The 16,402-nt window shown below is 68.5% G+C and carries 16 protein-coding genes; 7 read left to right on the plus strand and 9 right to left on the minus strand.

What is annotated here, in order from left to right:
- Nucleotides 1-348: 348 nt before the first annotated feature.
- The 4 genes from TU31_RS19610 to TU31_RS19625 are packed head-to-tail and all read left to right on the plus strand — an operon-like array spanning nucleotide 349 to nucleotide 6,434.
- A complete protein-coding gene (locus TU31_RS19610) occupies nucleotides 349-4,758 on the plus strand; it encodes a non-ribosomal peptide synthetase (protein WP_042156314.1) in 4,410 nt (1,469 codons plus the stop codon).
- A 20-nt stretch (nucleotides 4,759-4,778) separates the two neighbouring features.
- Nucleotides 4,779-5,045 (plus strand): acyl carrier protein, encoded by a 267-nt coding sequence (locus TU31_RS19615; RefSeq protein WP_042156316.1) that lies wholly within the window; start codon nucleotides 4,779-4,781, stop codon nucleotides 5,043-5,045.
- A gap of 7 nt (nucleotides 5,046-5,052) precedes the next feature.
- Nucleotides 5,053-5,823 carry a thioesterase II family protein gene (locus TU31_RS19620; RefSeq protein ID WP_042156318.1) on the plus strand — a complete coding sequence of 257 codons (771 nt, stop codon included), beginning with the start codon at nucleotides 5,053-5,055 and terminating at the stop codon, nucleotides 5,821-5,823.
- Nucleotides 5,817-6,434: a LysE family translocator gene (locus TU31_RS19625; RefSeq protein WP_107070720.1), complete on the plus strand. Its 618-nt coding sequence runs from the start codon at nucleotides 5,817-5,819 to the stop codon at nucleotides 6,432-6,434. Before TU31_RS19620 ends, TU31_RS19625 begins: the two co-directional genes overlap by 7 nt.
- Nucleotides 6,435-6,513: 79 nt before the next feature.
- Here the strand turns inward: TU31_RS19625 and TU31_RS19630 are convergent, their stop codons facing one another.
- From TU31_RS19630 to TU31_RS19640, 3 genes are read right to left on the minus strand one after another with little or no spacing between them, the layout of a single operon-like run.
- Entirely contained in the window at nucleotides 6,514-6,714 is a 201-nt protein-coding gene (locus TU31_RS19630; protein WP_042156320.1) for a hypothetical protein, read from the minus strand.
- Nucleotides 6,715-6,717: 3 nt separating this feature from the next.
- Complete coding sequence (locus TU31_RS19635; protein ID WP_052718991.1) at nucleotides 6,718-7,464, minus strand: alpha/beta hydrolase; 747 nt, start codon at nucleotides 7,462-7,464, stop codon at nucleotides 6,718-6,720.
- A 31-nt stretch (nucleotides 7,465-7,495) separates the two neighbouring features.
- Nucleotides 7,496-7,861 (minus strand): hypothetical protein, encoded by a 366-nt coding sequence (locus tag TU31_RS19640; RefSeq protein ID WP_042156322.1) that lies wholly within the window; start codon nucleotides 7,859-7,861, stop codon nucleotides 7,496-7,498.
- A 187-nt stretch (nucleotides 7,862-8,048) separates the two neighbouring features.
- On the opposite strand from TU31_RS19640, the gene TU31_RS19645 reads away from it, so the two are divergent.
- Nucleotides 8,049-9,848: an ABC-F family ATP-binding cassette domain-containing protein gene (locus tag TU31_RS19645; RefSeq protein ID WP_042156324.1), complete on the plus strand. Its 1,800-nt coding sequence runs from the start codon at nucleotides 8,049-8,051 to the stop codon at nucleotides 9,846-9,848.
- 261 nt (nucleotides 9,849-10,109) lie between these two features.
- On the opposite strand, the gene TU31_RS40625 is transcribed toward TU31_RS19645, so the two are convergent.
- Together TU31_RS40625 and TU31_RS19650 are read right to left on the minus strand one after the other, a co-directional pair.
- Nucleotides 10,110-10,430, minus strand: coding sequence for a contact-dependent growth inhibition system immunity protein (locus TU31_RS40625; RefSeq protein WP_158894560.1), 321 nt, complete (start codon nucleotides 10,428-10,430; stop codon nucleotides 10,110-10,112).
- Between the two features lie 235 nt (nucleotides 10,431-10,665).
- Entirely contained in the window at nucleotides 10,666-11,217 is a 552-nt protein-coding gene (locus TU31_RS19650; protein WP_158894563.1) for a hypothetical protein, read from the minus strand.
- On the opposite strand from TU31_RS19650, the gene TU31_RS38715 reads away from it, so the two are divergent.
- Entirely contained in the window at nucleotides 11,216-11,365 is a 150-nt protein-coding gene (locus TU31_RS38715) for a hypothetical protein (protein ID WP_158894566.1), read from the plus strand. The genes TU31_RS19650 and TU31_RS38715 overlap by 2 nt on opposite strands.
- Nucleotides 11,366-11,691: 326 nt before the next feature.
- On the opposite strand, the gene TU31_RS38720 is transcribed toward TU31_RS38715, so the two are convergent.
- Nucleotides 11,692-12,228 carry a hypothetical protein gene (locus TU31_RS38720; protein WP_158894569.1) on the minus strand — a complete coding sequence of 179 codons (537 nt, stop codon included), beginning with the start codon at nucleotides 12,226-12,228 and terminating at the stop codon, nucleotides 11,692-11,694.
- Nucleotides 12,229-12,307: 79 nt separating this feature from the next.
- Nucleotides 12,308-12,637: an SseB family protein gene (locus tag TU31_RS19655; protein WP_306304260.1), complete on the minus strand. Its 330-nt coding sequence runs from the start codon at nucleotides 12,635-12,637 to the stop codon at nucleotides 12,308-12,310.
- Between the two features lie 642 nt (nucleotides 12,638-13,279).
- Between TU31_RS19655 and TU31_RS19660 the strand changes: the two genes are divergently transcribed.
- On the plus strand, nucleotides 13,280-14,053 hold the full coding sequence (locus TU31_RS19660; protein ID WP_245698607.1) for a response regulator transcription factor: 774 nt from the start codon (nucleotides 13,280-13,282) through the stop codon (nucleotides 14,051-14,053).
- 213 nt (nucleotides 14,054-14,266) lie between these two features.
- On the opposite strand, the gene TU31_RS19665 is transcribed toward TU31_RS19660, so the two are convergent.
- Together TU31_RS19665 and TU31_RS19670 are read right to left on the minus strand one after the other, a co-directional pair.
- A complete protein-coding gene (locus TU31_RS19665) occupies nucleotides 14,267-14,584 on the minus strand; it encodes a hypothetical protein (protein ID WP_042156329.1) in 318 nt (105 codons plus the stop codon).
- Nucleotides 14,585-14,614: 30 nt separating this feature from the next.
- Nucleotides 14,615-16,285 carry a sodium:solute symporter family protein gene (locus TU31_RS19670; RefSeq protein WP_042156331.1) on the minus strand — a complete coding sequence of 557 codons (1,671 nt, stop codon included), beginning with the start codon at nucleotides 16,283-16,285 and terminating at the stop codon, nucleotides 14,615-14,617.
- Nucleotides 16,286-16,402: the final 117 nt, after the last annotated feature.

The raw sequence follows: 16,402 nt of genomic DNA on the forward strand, positions 1-16,402 counted from the left end.
CCTTTGTGGGCCCCGGGAAGCGCCAGGCCTGCTCATACGCCCAGTTCACACGTATTGCCGGGGCGCCTGCGCGGCACCCGTTCCGGCAAGGGTGCGGAGCAACCGTGCGTAATGATCAAGCCAAAGGTTTTCGGCTTCTTCGGAGCGCAGTCCCTCCCAGGTACGCTCTGTTTGCAATGGCAAGATATCGGCCCAATGTTGATTGGTTAATTATATCCGGACTGCCGTCACGCACGCGCTTAACTCGGTGATTTGTGCATCACCTTTTGCTCCGAAGTCTGCCCGCAGCAAAACCGGTTCCAGGCGCATACGCAGCCGTCGGCAACCGTGTAACCAAGAGGGAGATCTATGAATACCGCCCCTTCGGACGCGAATGTCCCCGAAGAGAGGTTTCAAGAGTTTCCGCTGACCGAGATCCAGTACGCCTACTGGGTCGGCCGGGGCCCCAACTTCGTTCTGGGCAACGTGGCTCCGCACGCCTACTTCGAACTGGAAGGGCGCCGACTGGACCTCGACCGGCTCTCCAGCGCCTGGTGCCGGCTCATAGCGCGCCACGACATGCTGCGGGCCGTCGTGGCGGAAGACGGTCACCAACGCGTCCTGGAACGAGTCCCCGACTTCCGGATTCGATGTACCGATGTGCGCTCGCTGCCCGCGGACGAAGCGGAGCGCACCCTCGACGGCATCCGGGAAGAGATGTCACATCACGTCTACACCGCGGCGGACTGGCCGCTGTTCGACATCCGGCTCACCCGTCTCGCCGATTACGACCGCATCCACATCAGCCTCGACCTGCTGATGGTCGACCTTGCCAGCATCACTCTGCTCTTCAGTGAGTGGAGTGCGCTGTACGTGGATCCCGACCACCACCTCGAACCGGTGGACGTGACCTTCCGCGACTACGCGCTGGCGCTGGAACGGGGAAGCCAGGCACCCCGCCACCAGAAGGCACTGGAGTACTGGACCGGCCGGGCACGGACACTGGCCCCTCCGCCGGACCTCCCGCTCGCCAAGTCCCCGGTGAGTGTGCACAAGCCCCGCTTCTCGCACCGTGAGTTCCATCTCCCCGAAGAGGAGTGGCGGCGCCTCCAGGAACGCTGCGAGGACCGCGGCCTGACACCGACCGCGGTGCTGGCCACGGTCTTCTCCGAAGTGCTGGCGGCCTGGAGCGGGACCCGGCGCTTCACCCTCAACCTCACGTTGTTCAACCGGCTGCCCCTGCTGCTGACCGAGAACGACGCCGGTCACCGCAGCCTGCATCCCCATCTGCGGCGGGTCGTCGGCGATTTCACCTCCATCTGTCTGCTGGAGATGGACGCCAGCGGTGGCAGACCCCTCGAAGAGCGCGTCAACACCACCCAGCTTCAGCTCCAGCGCGATCTGCGCCACCGCCACGTCAGCGCCCTGCAGACCTTGCGCGAGCGCCGCCGGCTCGGACTGCAGGACGGGTTCGAGACGATGCCCGTGGTGTTCACCAGCGGGCTGGGCACCGCCGCCGACGTCTCGCAGGCCATGGACAGCTTCGGTGACATCTCCTACCGGATCAGCCAGACGCCGCAGGTATGGCTCGACCACCAAGTGGTCGACATCACCGGGTCGCTCAACCTGACGTGGGACTGCGTGGAGGAACTCTTCCCCGCAGGGCTCCTGGACGACATGTTCGCCACGTACTGCGGCATGGTCGAGCAGTTGGCCTCCGACGACTCGCTGTGGGAAAAGGAGCTGCGCGTCACTCTGCCGTCCCGGCAGCTGACCGGCCGCGAGCAGGCCAACGACACCGCCGGCCAGGCCCCCGCCGGACTGCTCCACGAACCGCTGCTCGACATGGCCGCCCGCCACCCGGACCGCCCCGCCGTACTCAGCGGCGCCGGCACCCTGACCTACGGCGAACTGGCCGGACAGGCACACGCCATCGCCGGGCGCCTCACCGAGCAGGCCGGCGACTCCGGCCTGCAAGACCGGCTGGTGGGCATCACCCTGCACAAAGGGCCCGCCCAGGTCGCCGCCGCCTATGGCGCGATGATGGCCGGCGGCGCCTACCTCCCCGTCAGCGCCACACTCCCGCTGCAGCGCCGCGCACGCATCCTGGAGGACGGCAAGGCCCTGGCGGTCATCACGGACAAGGCCCTGGAGAGCGGACTGGAGTGGCCGCAGGGCGTGCCGCGCATCTCCGCCGACCAGGATCAGGGCGGGTCCCAGGCCCGCGGCTCCTTACGGCACCCGTCGGGGCCGGCCCGGCCGGAAGACCTGGCGTACGTCATCTACACCTCCGGGTCGACCGGGGCGCCCAAGGGCGTGATGATCGAGCACCACGCCGCGCTCAACACCGTCATCGACATCAACGAGCGCTTCGGCGTCGGCCCCGGGGACTTCGTCTTCGGCCTGGCCGACCTCAGTTTCGATCTGTCCGTCTACGACCTGTTCGGCACCTTCGCTGCGGGCGCCACGCTGGTGCTGCCCGACCAGGACCTGCGGTCGGATCCCGCGCACTGGGCGAAGGTCATGGCCACCTATGGCACGACCGTCTGGAACTCGGTACCCGCTCAGATGCAGATGCTGGTCGAGCACCTCGAAATGGGGGGTGACATCCCCGAGGGGCTGCGGCTGGTGATGCTGAGCGGCGACTGGGTCCCGGTCGATCTGCCGGACCGCATCCGCGCGTTGTGGCCCGACGCCGAGGTCATCAGCCTGGGCGGCGCCACCGAGGCGTCGATCTGGTCGATCCACCACCGGATCGGCGACACCGAACCGGGCGCCAAGAGCGTGCCGTACGGGGTACCGCTGCGCAACCAGACCTTCCACGTCCTGGACGCCCACCTCGACCCGTGCCCGGTGTGGACGGCGGGTGAGCTGCACATCGGGGGCGTGGGCCTGGCCCGCGGGTACTGGGCGGACGAGGAGCGGACGGCAGCGAGTTTCATCCGGCACCCGCTCACCGGCGAACGGCTCTACCGGACCGGCGACTTCGGCCGCTATCTGCCGGACGGCACGATCGAGTTCCTGGGGCGCCAGGACGGCCAGGTCAAGATCAACGGGCACCGGGTCGAGCTGGGCGAGATCGAAACGACCCTCGCCCGCCACCCCGGCGTCGACAGCGCCGTGGTCGTGAAGGCGTCCGACGACGGTGGTGCGTCCCGGCTGCTCGGGTATGTCGTGCCGTCGGATGACGACAGCTCGCTGTTCGTGACCGAGCACGCGGACCAGGAGGTCAGCCAGGGCCAGTGGCAGGCGCTGCGCGACACCGTCGGGACGCCTGCCCCCGGGCCGGGCCCCGAGGAGCTGCGGACCGCCTGGGACGTGCTCAACGACGTCCACGCCGTCGCGTCCGCGGCCGCCTTCCGCTCCTTCGGGCTGCCGCACTCTCCCGGTGAGCCGTTCGACCCGGCGGCACTGCGCGGGGCCGGTATCGCGCCGCGCTACGAGCGCTGGCTCGCGCGCGCGGTCGGTTCCCTGGAGCAGGCCGGCTTTCTGCGGCGGGGCCCGGGCGGACACGAGGTGGCGCGGGAGCTGCCCACCGCTGTCCCCCCGGAGCTGGCGCAGCGGGCACGGACCGTGCTCAAGGACGTCCTGGAGATCCCCGAGGACGTCAGCGACTGGATGCTCTCCCTCGCCGGTGACCTGGCCGGCGTACTGACCCAGAGCATCCACTCCGCCGAGCTGTACGCCTCCGACCGGACCCCGGGCATCTACGAGAAGCTGTTCGGCCCGACCTACGCGACCGCGACCGAGGCCGTACGGAACATGGTGGCGGCCTGGCCCGCCGACCGGCCGCTGAATGTGCTGGAGGTCGGGTCCGGTTACGGTTCGCTGACGCAGCATCTGCTGCCGCTGCTGCCGCCCGACCGCACCGAGTACGTCTTCACGGACATCTCGCGCTACTTCACCGACCGGGCGCAGTGCGCCTTCGAGGACTTCCCGTTCGTGCGGTACGAGCTGTTCGACCTCGACCAGCCGGCCGAGACCCAGGGCTTCGAGAACCAGTCCGCCGACCTGGTCATCGCCGCGAGCGTGCTGCACGACATGCGCCACATCCGGCGCACGCTGAACAGTCTGCGCTCCGTGATGGCGCCGGGAGGCGTGCTCCTGCTGGTCGAGCAGACCACCTTCCATCCGTGGTTCGACCTGGTCATGGGCCTTCAGCAGGGCTTCGACAACTTCGAGGACACGGATCTGCGTACCGGGCACTGTCTGCTGGACCGCGGTCAGTGGCAGCGGGAGCTGGCGGCCGCCGGGTTCGCCGACACGGAGGTGATCACCACCTCCGGCGGTCCGGGCTCGGTCGGTTTCGACGTGATCGTCGCCCAGGGCCCCGGCACACGACGCCGGTTCGCCCCGGAGGAGCTGCGCTCCTTCGCCGCCGAGCATTTGGCCAAGTACATGGTGCCGGCGCAGCTTCTCGCACTGAGCGAGCTTCCGCTCAGCAGCACCGGGAAGGTGGACCGCAAGGCCCTGGTGAAGGCGGGAGCGCGCAGTTCGATGCGCAACCGCCCGGCCAAACCACCGCGTACCGACCGGCAGTTCAAGCTGGTCGAGATCTGGCGGGAGGTCTTGGGGCTGAAGAGTGTCGACATGGCCGACGACTTCCTGGAAGCGGGCGGCGACTCGCTGCTCGCGGCGCGCCTGGCGGCCAACCTGCAGTTGGCGTTCGATGTCACCGTGCCGGTCGGAACGATTCTGCAGCACACGACGGTGGAGGCACTCGATACGTATCTGGAGCAACTGCTCGGCCCGTCCGAGCTGATGCCGGAGGAGAAGTGATGACCGCCGCAGGAGAAGTGATGACCGAGAACCCCCCGTTGACCCACGAGCGGATCGTGCGCTGGTTCCTCGACTTCCTGGCGGAGATCCTCGACACCTCCCCTGAGGCGATCGACCCGAAGGCCCCGCTGGACCAGCTGGGCGCCGACTCGGCGACCGTCCTGGTGATCTGCGCCAGACTCCGTGAGGACCTGGGCGCCCGGGTGCGCCCCAAGGACGTCCTCCAGCACTTCACGGCCGAGGGTGTGGCCCGCTATCTGGCCGGACCCGTCCCGGCGAAGGGGTGAGGCGATCATGCACACAGTCGCGATGCCCCGCTGGCTGGTGAGCGGGGCACCGCGGCCGGCCGCCCCCAAGCTCTACTGCTTCCCGCACGGGGGCGGCTCGGCCGCGGAGTACCTCCGGTGGGCCCGGGGCCTGCCGGGAGCCGAATTCCACGCCGTACAGCTGCCGGGCCGTGGATCGCGCCTCAGCGAACCGGTGTTCACCTCGATGGACACCCTCGTCGACGGCGTGCTGGCCAATGTGCCGCTCGGCCGTGCGCCCTACGCCTTCTTCGGGCACAGCCTCGGTTCGCTCATCGCGTACGAGGTGACCCGGGCGCTGCGCAGGGAGGACCGTCCGCTGCCCGAGCGGCTCGTGGTCTCCGGCTATCCGGCGCCCCATTTGCCGCGCGCCTCACAGGAATTGCACACGCTGCCGGACGCCGAGCTGATCGAGGAGGTGTCACGGATCCACGGCGGCATCCCGGAGGAGGTGCTGGCCTCTGTGGAGCTGCGGGAGCTGGCGGCCGTCGCGCTGCGCGCGGACTACCAGGTCCTGGAGACCTACTCCTGGCGTGCCGGGGAGCCGCTGTCGCTGCCGATCACGGTGCTCGGCGGCAGCGCGGACCATGTGACCGCCGAACAGCTCCAGGCGTGGCAGGAGCTCACGACGGGCGAGGTCACCGTGCAGCAGTTCCCCGGCGGCCATTTCTATCTGCTTGAGCAGCCCGCCGCCGTCCTGCGGTCGCTCGCGGGTGCGCTCCGGACGGTCCGTACGAAGGAGAGGAGCGCACCGTGCTGACCTTCGCCGCCGCGTCGCTGGTCCTGGTCATGATCCCCGGCCCGGACCAGGCCCTGATCACCCGCAACGCCCTCGCCGGCGGCAGGGCGGCCGGGCTGCTCACGATGGTGGGCGGAGCGCTCGGGCTGAGCGTTCATGTGGCAGCGGCGGTGCTGGGCATCTCCACCCTGCTGGTCGCCTCGGCGACGGCGTTCACCGTCCTGAAGGTCGTGGGCGCCGGGTATCTGGTGTGGATGGGCATCGCGACGTTCCTGAGCGCGCGGCGCACCATGGCCCAGAAGGCGGAGGACGGTGGCCAGGAGGCCGCGAAGCTGGACACGAAGTATCTGCGGCACGGCTTCCTGTCCAACTCGCTCAACCCCAAGGTCGCCCTGTTCTTCGTGACCTTCCTGCCGCAGTTCCTGCCTGCCGGTCACAACGTGTTCCCCAGAGCGCTGTTGCTGTCGTTGGCGTTCGCGGTGATCTACCTGCTGTGGTTCAGCCTGTACGTGATCACGGTCGACCAGTTCGGCAAGGTGCTGCGGCGTCCGCGGGTGAGAGCCCGGATCGAGCAGGTGACCGGAATCCTGCTCATCGGCTTCGCGGCGCGGCTCGCCTTCCAGTCGCCGTGAACCGGCAGGGCCGGGTGCCCGGCGTGCGGTGACGCCGCAGTGGTGATCGCCGCCGGGCACAGGAGGGGTCTCCCGGAGCTCAGCTCCGGGAGACCCCTCCGCCGTTTCCCGCCGGCCGGCCGCGGTCGGGAGCCGTCAGCGGGCCGTCCGACGCCGGCGCACGGGCGTCGCCCAGGCGGCGGGCAGGTGCGCACACGAAGGACGCGGCCTGCGCACCGTCGGCGAGATCAGCGACATCGGTCGACAGGTACACCACATGGTCGGCCTGCCGGGCCACCACCCGCTACGCCCCGGCCGCCGCCAGCACCCCGCCCACCAGCCGTCCCGCCCGTACCGCGTGTTCGGCCGTCGTCGGGACGCAGCGGTCCGCCGCGGGGTCGTACGCGGTCATGATGACGCCCGCGTGGTCGGTCTGCGGCTCCTGGAGGGTCACCGCACGGCCCGCGGTCCGCAGTGTCGCGGCGAGGTCGCGGGAGTAGTGGGCGTCCACGACGGTGTCGCGGGTGCCGTGCAGCAGATGGACCGGTACGCCGGGGTCGTGGCCCGCGGCGAGATCGTCCAGCGGCGCGGTCCCGGTGGTGCGCGCCGGCAGGTCGTAGCGGCCCGCCACGGCCACCACCGCCCGCGGCCGCCACTCCGCCACGGCATCGGGCCGCAGGGCGACCCCGAGCGCGGCCCCGGCCCCCGCCGACCACCCGGCCAGTACGTACGACGCCCCGTCGCCGCCCAGACCGTCCGCCTCCTTGCGGCCGAAGGCCAGCGACTCCAGCAGCTGCGACCGGCCGCCGTCCGCGGCGTCCGAGCGCCAGTCGGGGACGAGCACCAGCACCCCGAGGGCGGCCGTCGTCCGCGCCAGCGGCTCCAGGACGTCGCGCTCGTCGGGGCCGATGCCGTGCCACAGCAGCACGGTCGGCAGCGCGCCGGACGCCCCGGCCGGACGGTGGACATCCAGCTGCTTGCCGCCCGGGCCGTAGACCAGCCCGCGTACCGTCTCCACTGTCCTGTCCGTCATGCCCATGTCCGGTGCCATGACGGCACGTTACAACGGCGAGCCGGGGGCCTCAGCTGCCCGCGAGGCCCAGCGCCACCACCCAGGACACGACCAGCAGAAACGGCGCCGCCACGAGGCAGCCCCAGCCTGCCGCGCTCCTGTTGGCCATGCCCACCACCGCCAGGAGGGCGGCCACGAAGGCGGCGCCGACCGGCAGGCCGCCGACGATCTGCTGGGCGCTCGCGGAGCAGATCGTGCGGGCGTCCTCCTCGGAGCAGCTGTCGCTCGCCATCACCAGCAGCGGCGCGAACAGCCCGGTCACCCCGGCGAACGCCAGCACCAGCAGGCCGGCGAAGATCCGGCCCACGGCGGAACCCGTCACCGACGGTGCCTCGTCGCGCACGGGAGGGACGCTCTGCGCCCGGTCGTTGATCATGCGGCCACGCTAGGTCCGGTCGCCGACCCTGCCATCAGTACGGATACTCATCTCCCGCTACTCATCTCCCCGCACTTATCCACAGGTATTTATCTCCCGGCGGCCCTCCTCCGCATGCCGACTAGGCTGGGTAGGTCGATCGATCTGACGTGCAGGTCGGAAGCGCAGGTCTGAGTGCAGGAGTGAGATGGCCGTCAACCTCGTCAATCTGGAAGCCGTCGGCAAGGTGTACGGGACCCGTGCCCTGCTCGACGGTGTCTCGCTCGGCGTCAACGAGGGGGACCGGATCGGCGTCGTCGGGCGCAACGGGGACGGCAAGACCACCCTGATCCGGATCCTCGCCAAGCTGGAGGGTGCGGACGACGGACGGGTCACCCACAACGGCGGCCTGCGCCTCGGCGTCCTCACCCAGCACGACTCCCTTGACCCGGCCGCCACCATCCGGCACGAGGTCATCGGCGACCTCGCCGACCACGAGTGGGCCGGCAACGCCAAGATTCGCGACGTGCTCACCGGCCTCTTCGGCGATCTGCACCTGCCGGGCTTCACCCAGGGCCTGGACACGGTCATCGGCCCGCTCTCCGGTGGCGAGCGCCGCCGTATCGCGCTGGCCAAGCTGCTGATCGCCGAGCAGGACCTGATCGTCCTCGACGAGCCCACCAACCACCTCGACGTGGAGGGCATCTCCTGGCTGGCCCGCCACCTCCGCGCCCGCCGCTCCGCCCTCGTGGTCGTCACCCACGACCGCTGGTTCCTCGACCAGGTCTGTACGCGCATGTGGGACGTCCAGCGCGGTGACGTCCACGAGTACGAGGGCGGCTACAGCGACTACGTCTTCGCACGGGCCGAACGGGAGCGGATCGCCGCCACCGAAGAGGCCAAGCGGCAGAACCTGATGCGCAAGGAGCTGGCGTGGCTGCGGCGCGGCGCCCCGGCCCGTACGAGCAAGCCCCGCTTCCGCATCGAGGCCGCCAACGAGCTGATCGCCGACGTCCCGCCGCCCCGCGACAACGCCGAGCTGATGAAGTTCGCCAGCTCGCGGCTCGGCAAGACCGTCTTCGAGCTGGAAGACGTCAGCGTCCAGGCCGGGCCGAAGATCCTCCTCAAGCATCTGACCTGGCAGCTGGGGCCCGGCGACCGGATCGGCCTGGTGGGCGTCAACGGCGCCGGCAAGACCTCGCTGCTGCGGGCTCTGGCCGAGGCCGCCCGCACCCAGGGCGAGACGCAGCCGGTGGCCGGCCGGATCGTGGTCGGCAAGACCGTCAAGCTGGCGTACCTCTCCCAGGAGGTCGGCGAACTCCCCCCGACGCTGCGGGTGCTGGAGGCCGTCCAGCAGGTGCGCGAGCGGGTCGACCTGGGCAAGGGCCGGGAGATGACCGCCGGCCAGCTCTGCGAGAAGTTCGGCTTCACCAAGGAGAAGCAGTGGACCCCGGTCGGCGACCTCTCCGGCGGTGAACGCCGCCGCCTCCAGATCCTGCGCCTCCTGATGGACGAGCCCAACGTCCTCTTCCTCGACGAGCCCACCAACGACCTCGACATCGAGACCCTGACCCAGCTAGAGGACCTCCTCGACGGCTGGCCCGGTTCCCTCATCGTCATCAGCCACGACCGCTACTTCATCGAGCGCACCACCGACCGCGTCCACGCCCTCCTCGGCGACGCCACGCTTCGGATGCTCCCCCGCGGCCTCGACGAGTACCTGGAACGCCGCCAACAGGTCATCGACGCCGCCACCCCGGCCCCCGCACAGCAGACCGCGGCCCCCAAGAAGGCCGCCGCGGTCAACCGCGCCGCCCAGAAGGAACTCCAGAAGATCGAACGCCAGCTGGACAAAATCGGCGACAAGGAGACCAAGCTCCACGCCCAGATCGCCGAGAACGCGACCGACTTCGAGAAGGTCGCCGGCCTCGACGCCCAGCTCCGCGAACTGAGCGCGGAGAAGGAGGAGTTGGAGATGCGGTGGTTGGAGTTGGCGGAGGAGGCGTAGGGGGCGTACGGCGCGGCTGCCCACAGAGGCGCGCCGCTGGAGCGACGTCGGCCACCGGGCAACGGCCTTCCGACTGCGCGGTGACCGGCGGTGCCTCAGAGCACCCGGCTTCCGGGACCTCCCCAGCTTTTTCCTGCACCTCACCACGAATTGAGCCCGTCTTGCCGGCAAGGCATGAAGGCTGCCCGAGCACTGCTGGTTCCGGGCCGGGTGTGCGGAGGCGCTTGCAGGAGGCTTGGCCGGCTGGCGGGACTTCCTGAGTCAGTCGCCCCTCGGAAGCGCAGCTCGGAATCGCTTGATGTCTCGCTGCATATCAGGCGAGAGGTCGGTGAGGACGCTCAAGATCCCATCGACCTCATGCGCGAGCTCGGGGAACGTTGCCCAGTCCTCTGCCTTGCGGGTGAGTACGGCGGACAGCAAGTCGTCGTCGTACCATCCCCCGGCAGCTTGATGTGGTGCTGTGTCCCGCAGGAATGCAATAGCAAGGGGCAGGCTCCAGGGCAGGCCGACATTCTGCCCAATGAGGCGCGCCAATTCTTCTGGTGTGAGGTCTCCGACGGGTCGCCGACGGAGGGCGTGCATGCCCTGACATGGCCGGTGGAGTCATCGGGGGGATCCGGCCAGGTATGGCCTTCGAGCTCCTCGACAGAAGATCGACGGCTAAAGGGGCGCTTTTTCATCGCGTCTCGCAAAGGTTAAATGGGGGCATTTTGTGGCGCCATGAGTGCCGTCACTAGGTCATCGAGGGAGGGCGCGGGCTCGCGCACGGACCCGGGCAAATGGGCCCGCGCACGGGTGCGGACGCGAGCGCGGGCGGTCACCCCAACGGTTTCCTGACCTCACCGCGGATCTTGTCCACCTTGTCCGCGAATTTCTGAAGGTCGACGGACTGCGGATCCTTCGCCAGCTCCGAGGCGTCGGTCTCCGCGACATTCCCGCTCGTACTCGAATCCGCCCAGACACAGAACGGCAGCGTGACCTTCTGCCCCATCTCCGTCCGCACATCCACACCACAGGTCAGCGAATCCCCACCCCCACGGGGCCTGAACTCCTTGTCCGCGACGGCGACTTCCGTCTTACCGTCACGCGTCATGCCGCGGATGGTGTGCTCGATGGTCGTATCGGGATCATCAATGACGCCGTAGAGCCCCAGCATCACCAGCGACTTGGTCCCCGACGAGTACTGCCCGCCCACTGCCTTGATGTTGTGCTCATTGGCCCCGTCAGACGGCACCGCACTGCCGGCCTGCTGGGATATGTCCTTGGCGAGCTTGTACTCCCCACCCGCCAGCGTCTGCGGAACCGTGATCCGATACCTCGGTCCACCGTCGGACCCACCCGACGAACTCCCTCCACCACGGATCCCCATGGCCGACACCACCGTCCCGACCACCACCATTCCGGCCACGGCGCCAAGGATTCCCCAGGCCTTCCCGGCCTTCCGCTTCGGCGGTATGGGCGGCATCCCCGGCCCGCCGCCGTACCCGAACTGGGGCGCTTGCTGCGGGATTCCGTAGGGGCCGGGCTGGCCGTAGGGCACCGGCCCGATCGGCTGCGGTGGCTGGCCGTACGGCCCCGGCCCACCGGGAGCCGCACCCCCCGGATACCCACCCGGTACCCCGGCCTGCGGCATCCCCTGCGGTGCACCATAACCCGGCACCTGCCCGAAACCACCCTGCGACTGTTGCGGTGTAGTCATCTACTTCTTACTTTCTTGAGGTGTGAATGGGAACGCTCGTAAGTCCAGTTGCATCCCGCGTTCGAGTGGGTGTATCACAAGTTGCCTCAAAAAAGGCCATCGGGTTGCGGAGCGGTGTCGCCAACGGACTTGTTTCCAGTGTCTTCAGAGTCTCGTGTAATCGCGCAGCCGGGAGATGATGAGCGCCAAGTCGTGGTTGGCTCGCTCGCAGAATTCCGGATCTGACAAGGTAATTCGCACGGCTTCTTTTCGAAACGTGAGGCTATCAGTGGCGCACTCATGCAGAACACGCGACGGCGCAAGAAGCCAGTTTCTGGAAGAGTGATCAAGGGTCCACTCTTCCTGAGTGCTGGTGTCGCTCACCAGCGTTGCGATGAGCTGTGCCATTTCTGCGTCGCTGCCACCCCGGAAGCGCCAAGCGACATGCGGGGATTGTATATACCCTTCCACAGGGTTGCGCCCGGATGATGTTCTGATCCACTCGACTGACCCATAGAGCGACAGTGTCGTAAAAATTTGCTGACCAGTTGGAATCATGTCAGTTGGCATTTTCATGTCGACGCATTGCCGGGGAGGTCCGTCCTGCCCGCCACGACCTGAGGCGATTTTCAAGCCTGGATTAAGGTGCCTTATGTCAGCGGTAATTCCGAGCTTCTTGGGGAATTCGTTGGCGTCCTGCATCAACCGCCTTGATTCCCTTGGTGAGCCGCTCAAAAGCCTCGGGTTCAAGTAGGTAACCTTTTCCGTCGAGCAGGCTCATTTATTCTTCCCCCTTGTGTGCTACGTCCGAAATTTCGCCCGTTGATATGTCCACTGCTGCGCTGTCCGGAACGATTCCGGCCACCGGCGGGAAGAGCGCACCCTGCTCGCTGCCCGCGTCCAGGGCCACCCCCACAGGGCCCTCGCAGGCAGGAATCAGCACGTCAAGGACCCGGGCGCCGGATGCGGTCACATACCGCCACTCCGTCCCGGGCTCGCTGCCGCGGGAGAGGGCGAAGCGGGACAGGGTGTCTTCGTCGGTGAACGCGTACAGCCAGCGGATACCGTCCAACTCCGCCGACATGAGGGTGTCGTTGACCGTTGGGATCAAGACATGTGTGCGGCGGAATTCCCCTTCCCCCACCAAAGCGGCTGGATCTGGCCGCCCTGCATGAACTACTGCTACCTCGTCGGCCAATGACATGACGGGCCGGACGCCTCCCCCGATGCTCTGTTCAGCTACCGAACCCACTTTCGCATACGGCACTGACAACGCTGTGGCGACACTCGCAGTGAAAACCGACTGGCGGTTCTTTTTGAATTCAACGAAGTTGGTGGCGTGCGTAGTTCGGTTCGGCCCAGGGGAGGGGTGTTTCTATATGTGCCCGTCTTTGCGTGCCGCCGAAACAGCGAGGTATACGTGACGTCGTTCAACTCTCAGGTTGAGCAGTCCCGTTATCCCGAAGGCGCATCGGGGGCCGGCAGGCCGAGCCTGCGGCGGCGTCCGCGCACCCCTCAACGGCGCGCCCTGAAGGCGCACTTCCCCTGGATACGGCTATGCCGCAGTCTCCTACTCCCGGCCCCACCCCACCGAAAGCACGCCAATCGGCCCCGAATGGCCGGGATTCCAGCATTCCGGGGGGCTTCTTCCGGGTAGGGGGCGCGCTCTTGCAGCCGAGCGTGTAGCTTCCCGGGGACAAGCGGCCCGGTCGGGGGCTGCGCCGGGGCCCGCCGGAGCGGGGGAGGTTGCTCGATGGGCGTGCGGCTCATGGTGGTCGACGATCATCGTCTGCTCGCGGAGGCGCTCGCCTCGGCGCTGAAACTGCGCGGGCACCGGGTGCTGGCGGCGGCCGCGCCGAGTGCGGGGGCCGCGGACTTGGTGGTGAGCCGGGCGCCCGAGGTGTGCCTGTTGGGGACCGCCGCGCCGGCCCGGCCGGGTGCCTTCGACCCGGTCGTACGGATCAAGAAGGAGCGGCCGCAGGTCGCGGTGGTGGTGCTGGGGCCGGTGCCCAGCCCGCGGGGGATCGCTGCTGCCTTTGCCGCCGGGGCCTCCGGTTACGTCCGTAACGACGAGCGGATCGAGGGTGTGGAGCGCGCCATGATGAAGGCGCGGGCGGGGGAGTCGGCGGTGTCGCCGCAGTTGTTGCAGCAGGCCTTCGAGGAGTTGCTGCACCCCGCGGCGCAGCCGGACGACGAGGGGGCGCGGCTGCTGGAGCTGCTCACCCCGCGGGAGGTCGAGGTGCTGATGCGGGTCGCGGACGGCGAGGACACCCGGCTGATCGCGGCGGGGATGGATATCGCGCCCAGTACGGCGCGGACGCATGTGCAGCGGGTGTTGATGAAGCTGGAGGTGGGCTCCCGGCTGGAGGCCGCCGCGCTGGCGGCGCGTACGGGGCTGCTGGACCGGGCGGGCGGGCAGACCGCGCGCGCCACGGCGGTGGGACCGGACGCACCGGCGGCACCGGACGCACCGGCGGGACCGGACGCCTCGGCGGGACCCGACGCCCCGGTACCGCCGCCGGGGTAGCGCCTCTCAGCCCCGCGAGGGGCCGCCGCCCGGTAGCGGCCCTCAGCCGTTCGCGTCCTTCTCAGGCCCGCCGCCCGGTAGCGGCCCTCAGCCGTTCGCGTCCCTCTCAGGCCCGCCACCCGGTAACGCCCCTCAGCCCTTCACGTCCGTCTCGGCCCGCCACCGGGGTAGCGTCCCTCAGCCCCGCGAAGGCCCGCCACCCGGTAGCGCCCCTCAGCCCCCCGCCTCCCTCTCCGGCCCGCCGTCCCCCTCGTCCGCCAGCTCCCCCGCCGTCGGCGGAACCGCCGGCCGCAGCGTCTGCCAGATGAGGAAGAACAGGCCGAGGGCGAGCATGCCCAGGCCCGTCCAGAGGTTGATGTTGATGTCCTGGGCCTTTTTCAGGTCCGCGTCGGTCGCCATCAGGCCGGCGATGGTGACGATCACGCCGTAGACGGTGAACAGGCCGCCGATGATGCGCCGTACGTCGAAGAGCCGCGCGGCGGTCGCCGATTCGCGTTCCAGTTCTTCGACCTCGTGCTGGTAGTCACTCATGGATGCGTCAACTCCGCTGGTTCAGGCAGGTCAGAGGGAGAACGGGAGGTAGCAGAGGGCGGCGAGGACGACGGCGCCCCAGCCCAGCAGGGCGGGCCTGCGGTACCAGGCGTCGTCGCCCTCGGCGGGCAGCTCCGCCATGCCGGGGGACCTCGTGCCGTAGACCAGTCCGGCCAGCGACTCGGCGGACTTGGGCTCGGTGAACAGGGTGACCACGAACATCACGAGCGCGCCGACGACGAAGGCGACGATGGAGGAGACGAAGTTGGCGCCCTGGTCGGAGGGGATCGCGATGATGCCCTGCTTGTAGAGCCAGAAGTAGTTGACCATCGCGGCCGCGGTGCCGGAGAGCAGGCCCCAGAAGCCGGCCGCGGCGCTGGTCCGCTTCCAGAACATGCCGATGATGAAGACGACGAACAGCGGCACGTTGAAGAAGGAGAACAGCGTCTGGAGGTAGTTCATGATGTTGCTGAAGGACGAGGCGATGAAGGCCGTGCCCATGCCGATCAGCACACCGACCGCGGTGACCACCCGGCCCGTCTTCAGGTAGTGCGCGTCATCGCGGCCCTTCTTCAGGTACGCCGCCCATATGTCGTTGGTGAAGACCGTGTTGAACGACGAGACGTTGGCGGCCATGCCGGCCATGAAGGCGGCGAGCAGGCCGGTGACGGCGATGCCCAGGACGCCGTTGGGGAGCAGGTCCCGCATCAGCACCGGGATCGCGTCGTTGTACTGGAGCCCGTCCTTGGACTTGCCCAGCGTCGGCTCCATGACCAGCGCGATCAGGCCGGGGACGACCACCACCAGCGGGATGAAGATCTTGGGGAAGGCGGCGATCAGCGGGGTCCGCTTGGCGGCGGAGAGGTTCTTCGCGGACAGCGCGCGCTGCACCTCGGCGAAGTTGGTGGTCCAGTAGCCGAAGCTCATCACGAAGCCGAGGCCGAGCACGATGGTCAGCCAGTTCGCGCCGAGCGGGTTGGCCTCGCCGATGCCGGTGCCCTTCCAGGCGGTGAGGAAGGCGTCCCCGTGTGAAGAGGAGAGTGAGTCGGTCAGGCCGTCCCAGCCGCCGACGCGCTTGAGGCCGACGACGGTCAGCGGGATCAGCGCGGCCAGGATGACGAAGAACTGGAGTACCTCGTTGTAGATCGCCGAGGACAGGCCGCCGATGGTGATGTACGCGAGGACGAAGAAGCCGGCGACGACGATCGCGACCCACTGCGGCCAGCCGAGCAGCGCCTGGAGCACGATCGCCATGGCGTAGAGGTTCACGCCCGCGATCAGTACGGAGGAGACGGCGAAGATGACCGATGAGAGCAGGTGCGAGGAGGGGCCGAAGCGGTGCAGCAGGAACTCCGGCACCGAGCGGACCTTCGAGCCGTAGTAGAACGGCATCATCACCAGGCCGAGGAAGACCATCGCCGGGATGGCGCCGATCCAGTACCAGTGGACGGTGTAGGCCCCGTACTGCGCGCCGTTGGCGGCCATACCGAGGATCTCGGTGGCGCCGAGGTTGGCGGCGACGAACGCGAGACCGGTGACCCAGGCGGGCAGTGACCGCCCGGAGAGGAAGAAGTCCAGGCTCGTCTTCACGCTGCGTTTCGCCGCGAATCCGATGCCGAGGACGACGACGAAGTAGAGGGCCAGGATCGTGTAATCGAGCCCGTTGGTGGGGAGCCGTAGCCCCTCGGCCAAGGTGATCATGGTGGGAACTCGCTTCTCTGCGCGATCGGAATCCACAGAAAGCTACGCCCGGGCCTTCAGAAACTGAATACTTTTGTTTGGTTGAGTTGTTGATTCGTGATTGAGCTTGTCGTTATG

The sequence above is a fragment of the Streptomyces lydicamycinicus genome (genome assembly GCF_000829715.2).
GTDB classification, from domain to species: Bacteria; Actinomycetota; Actinomycetes; order Streptomycetales; family Streptomycetaceae; genus Streptomyces; species Streptomyces lydicamycinicus.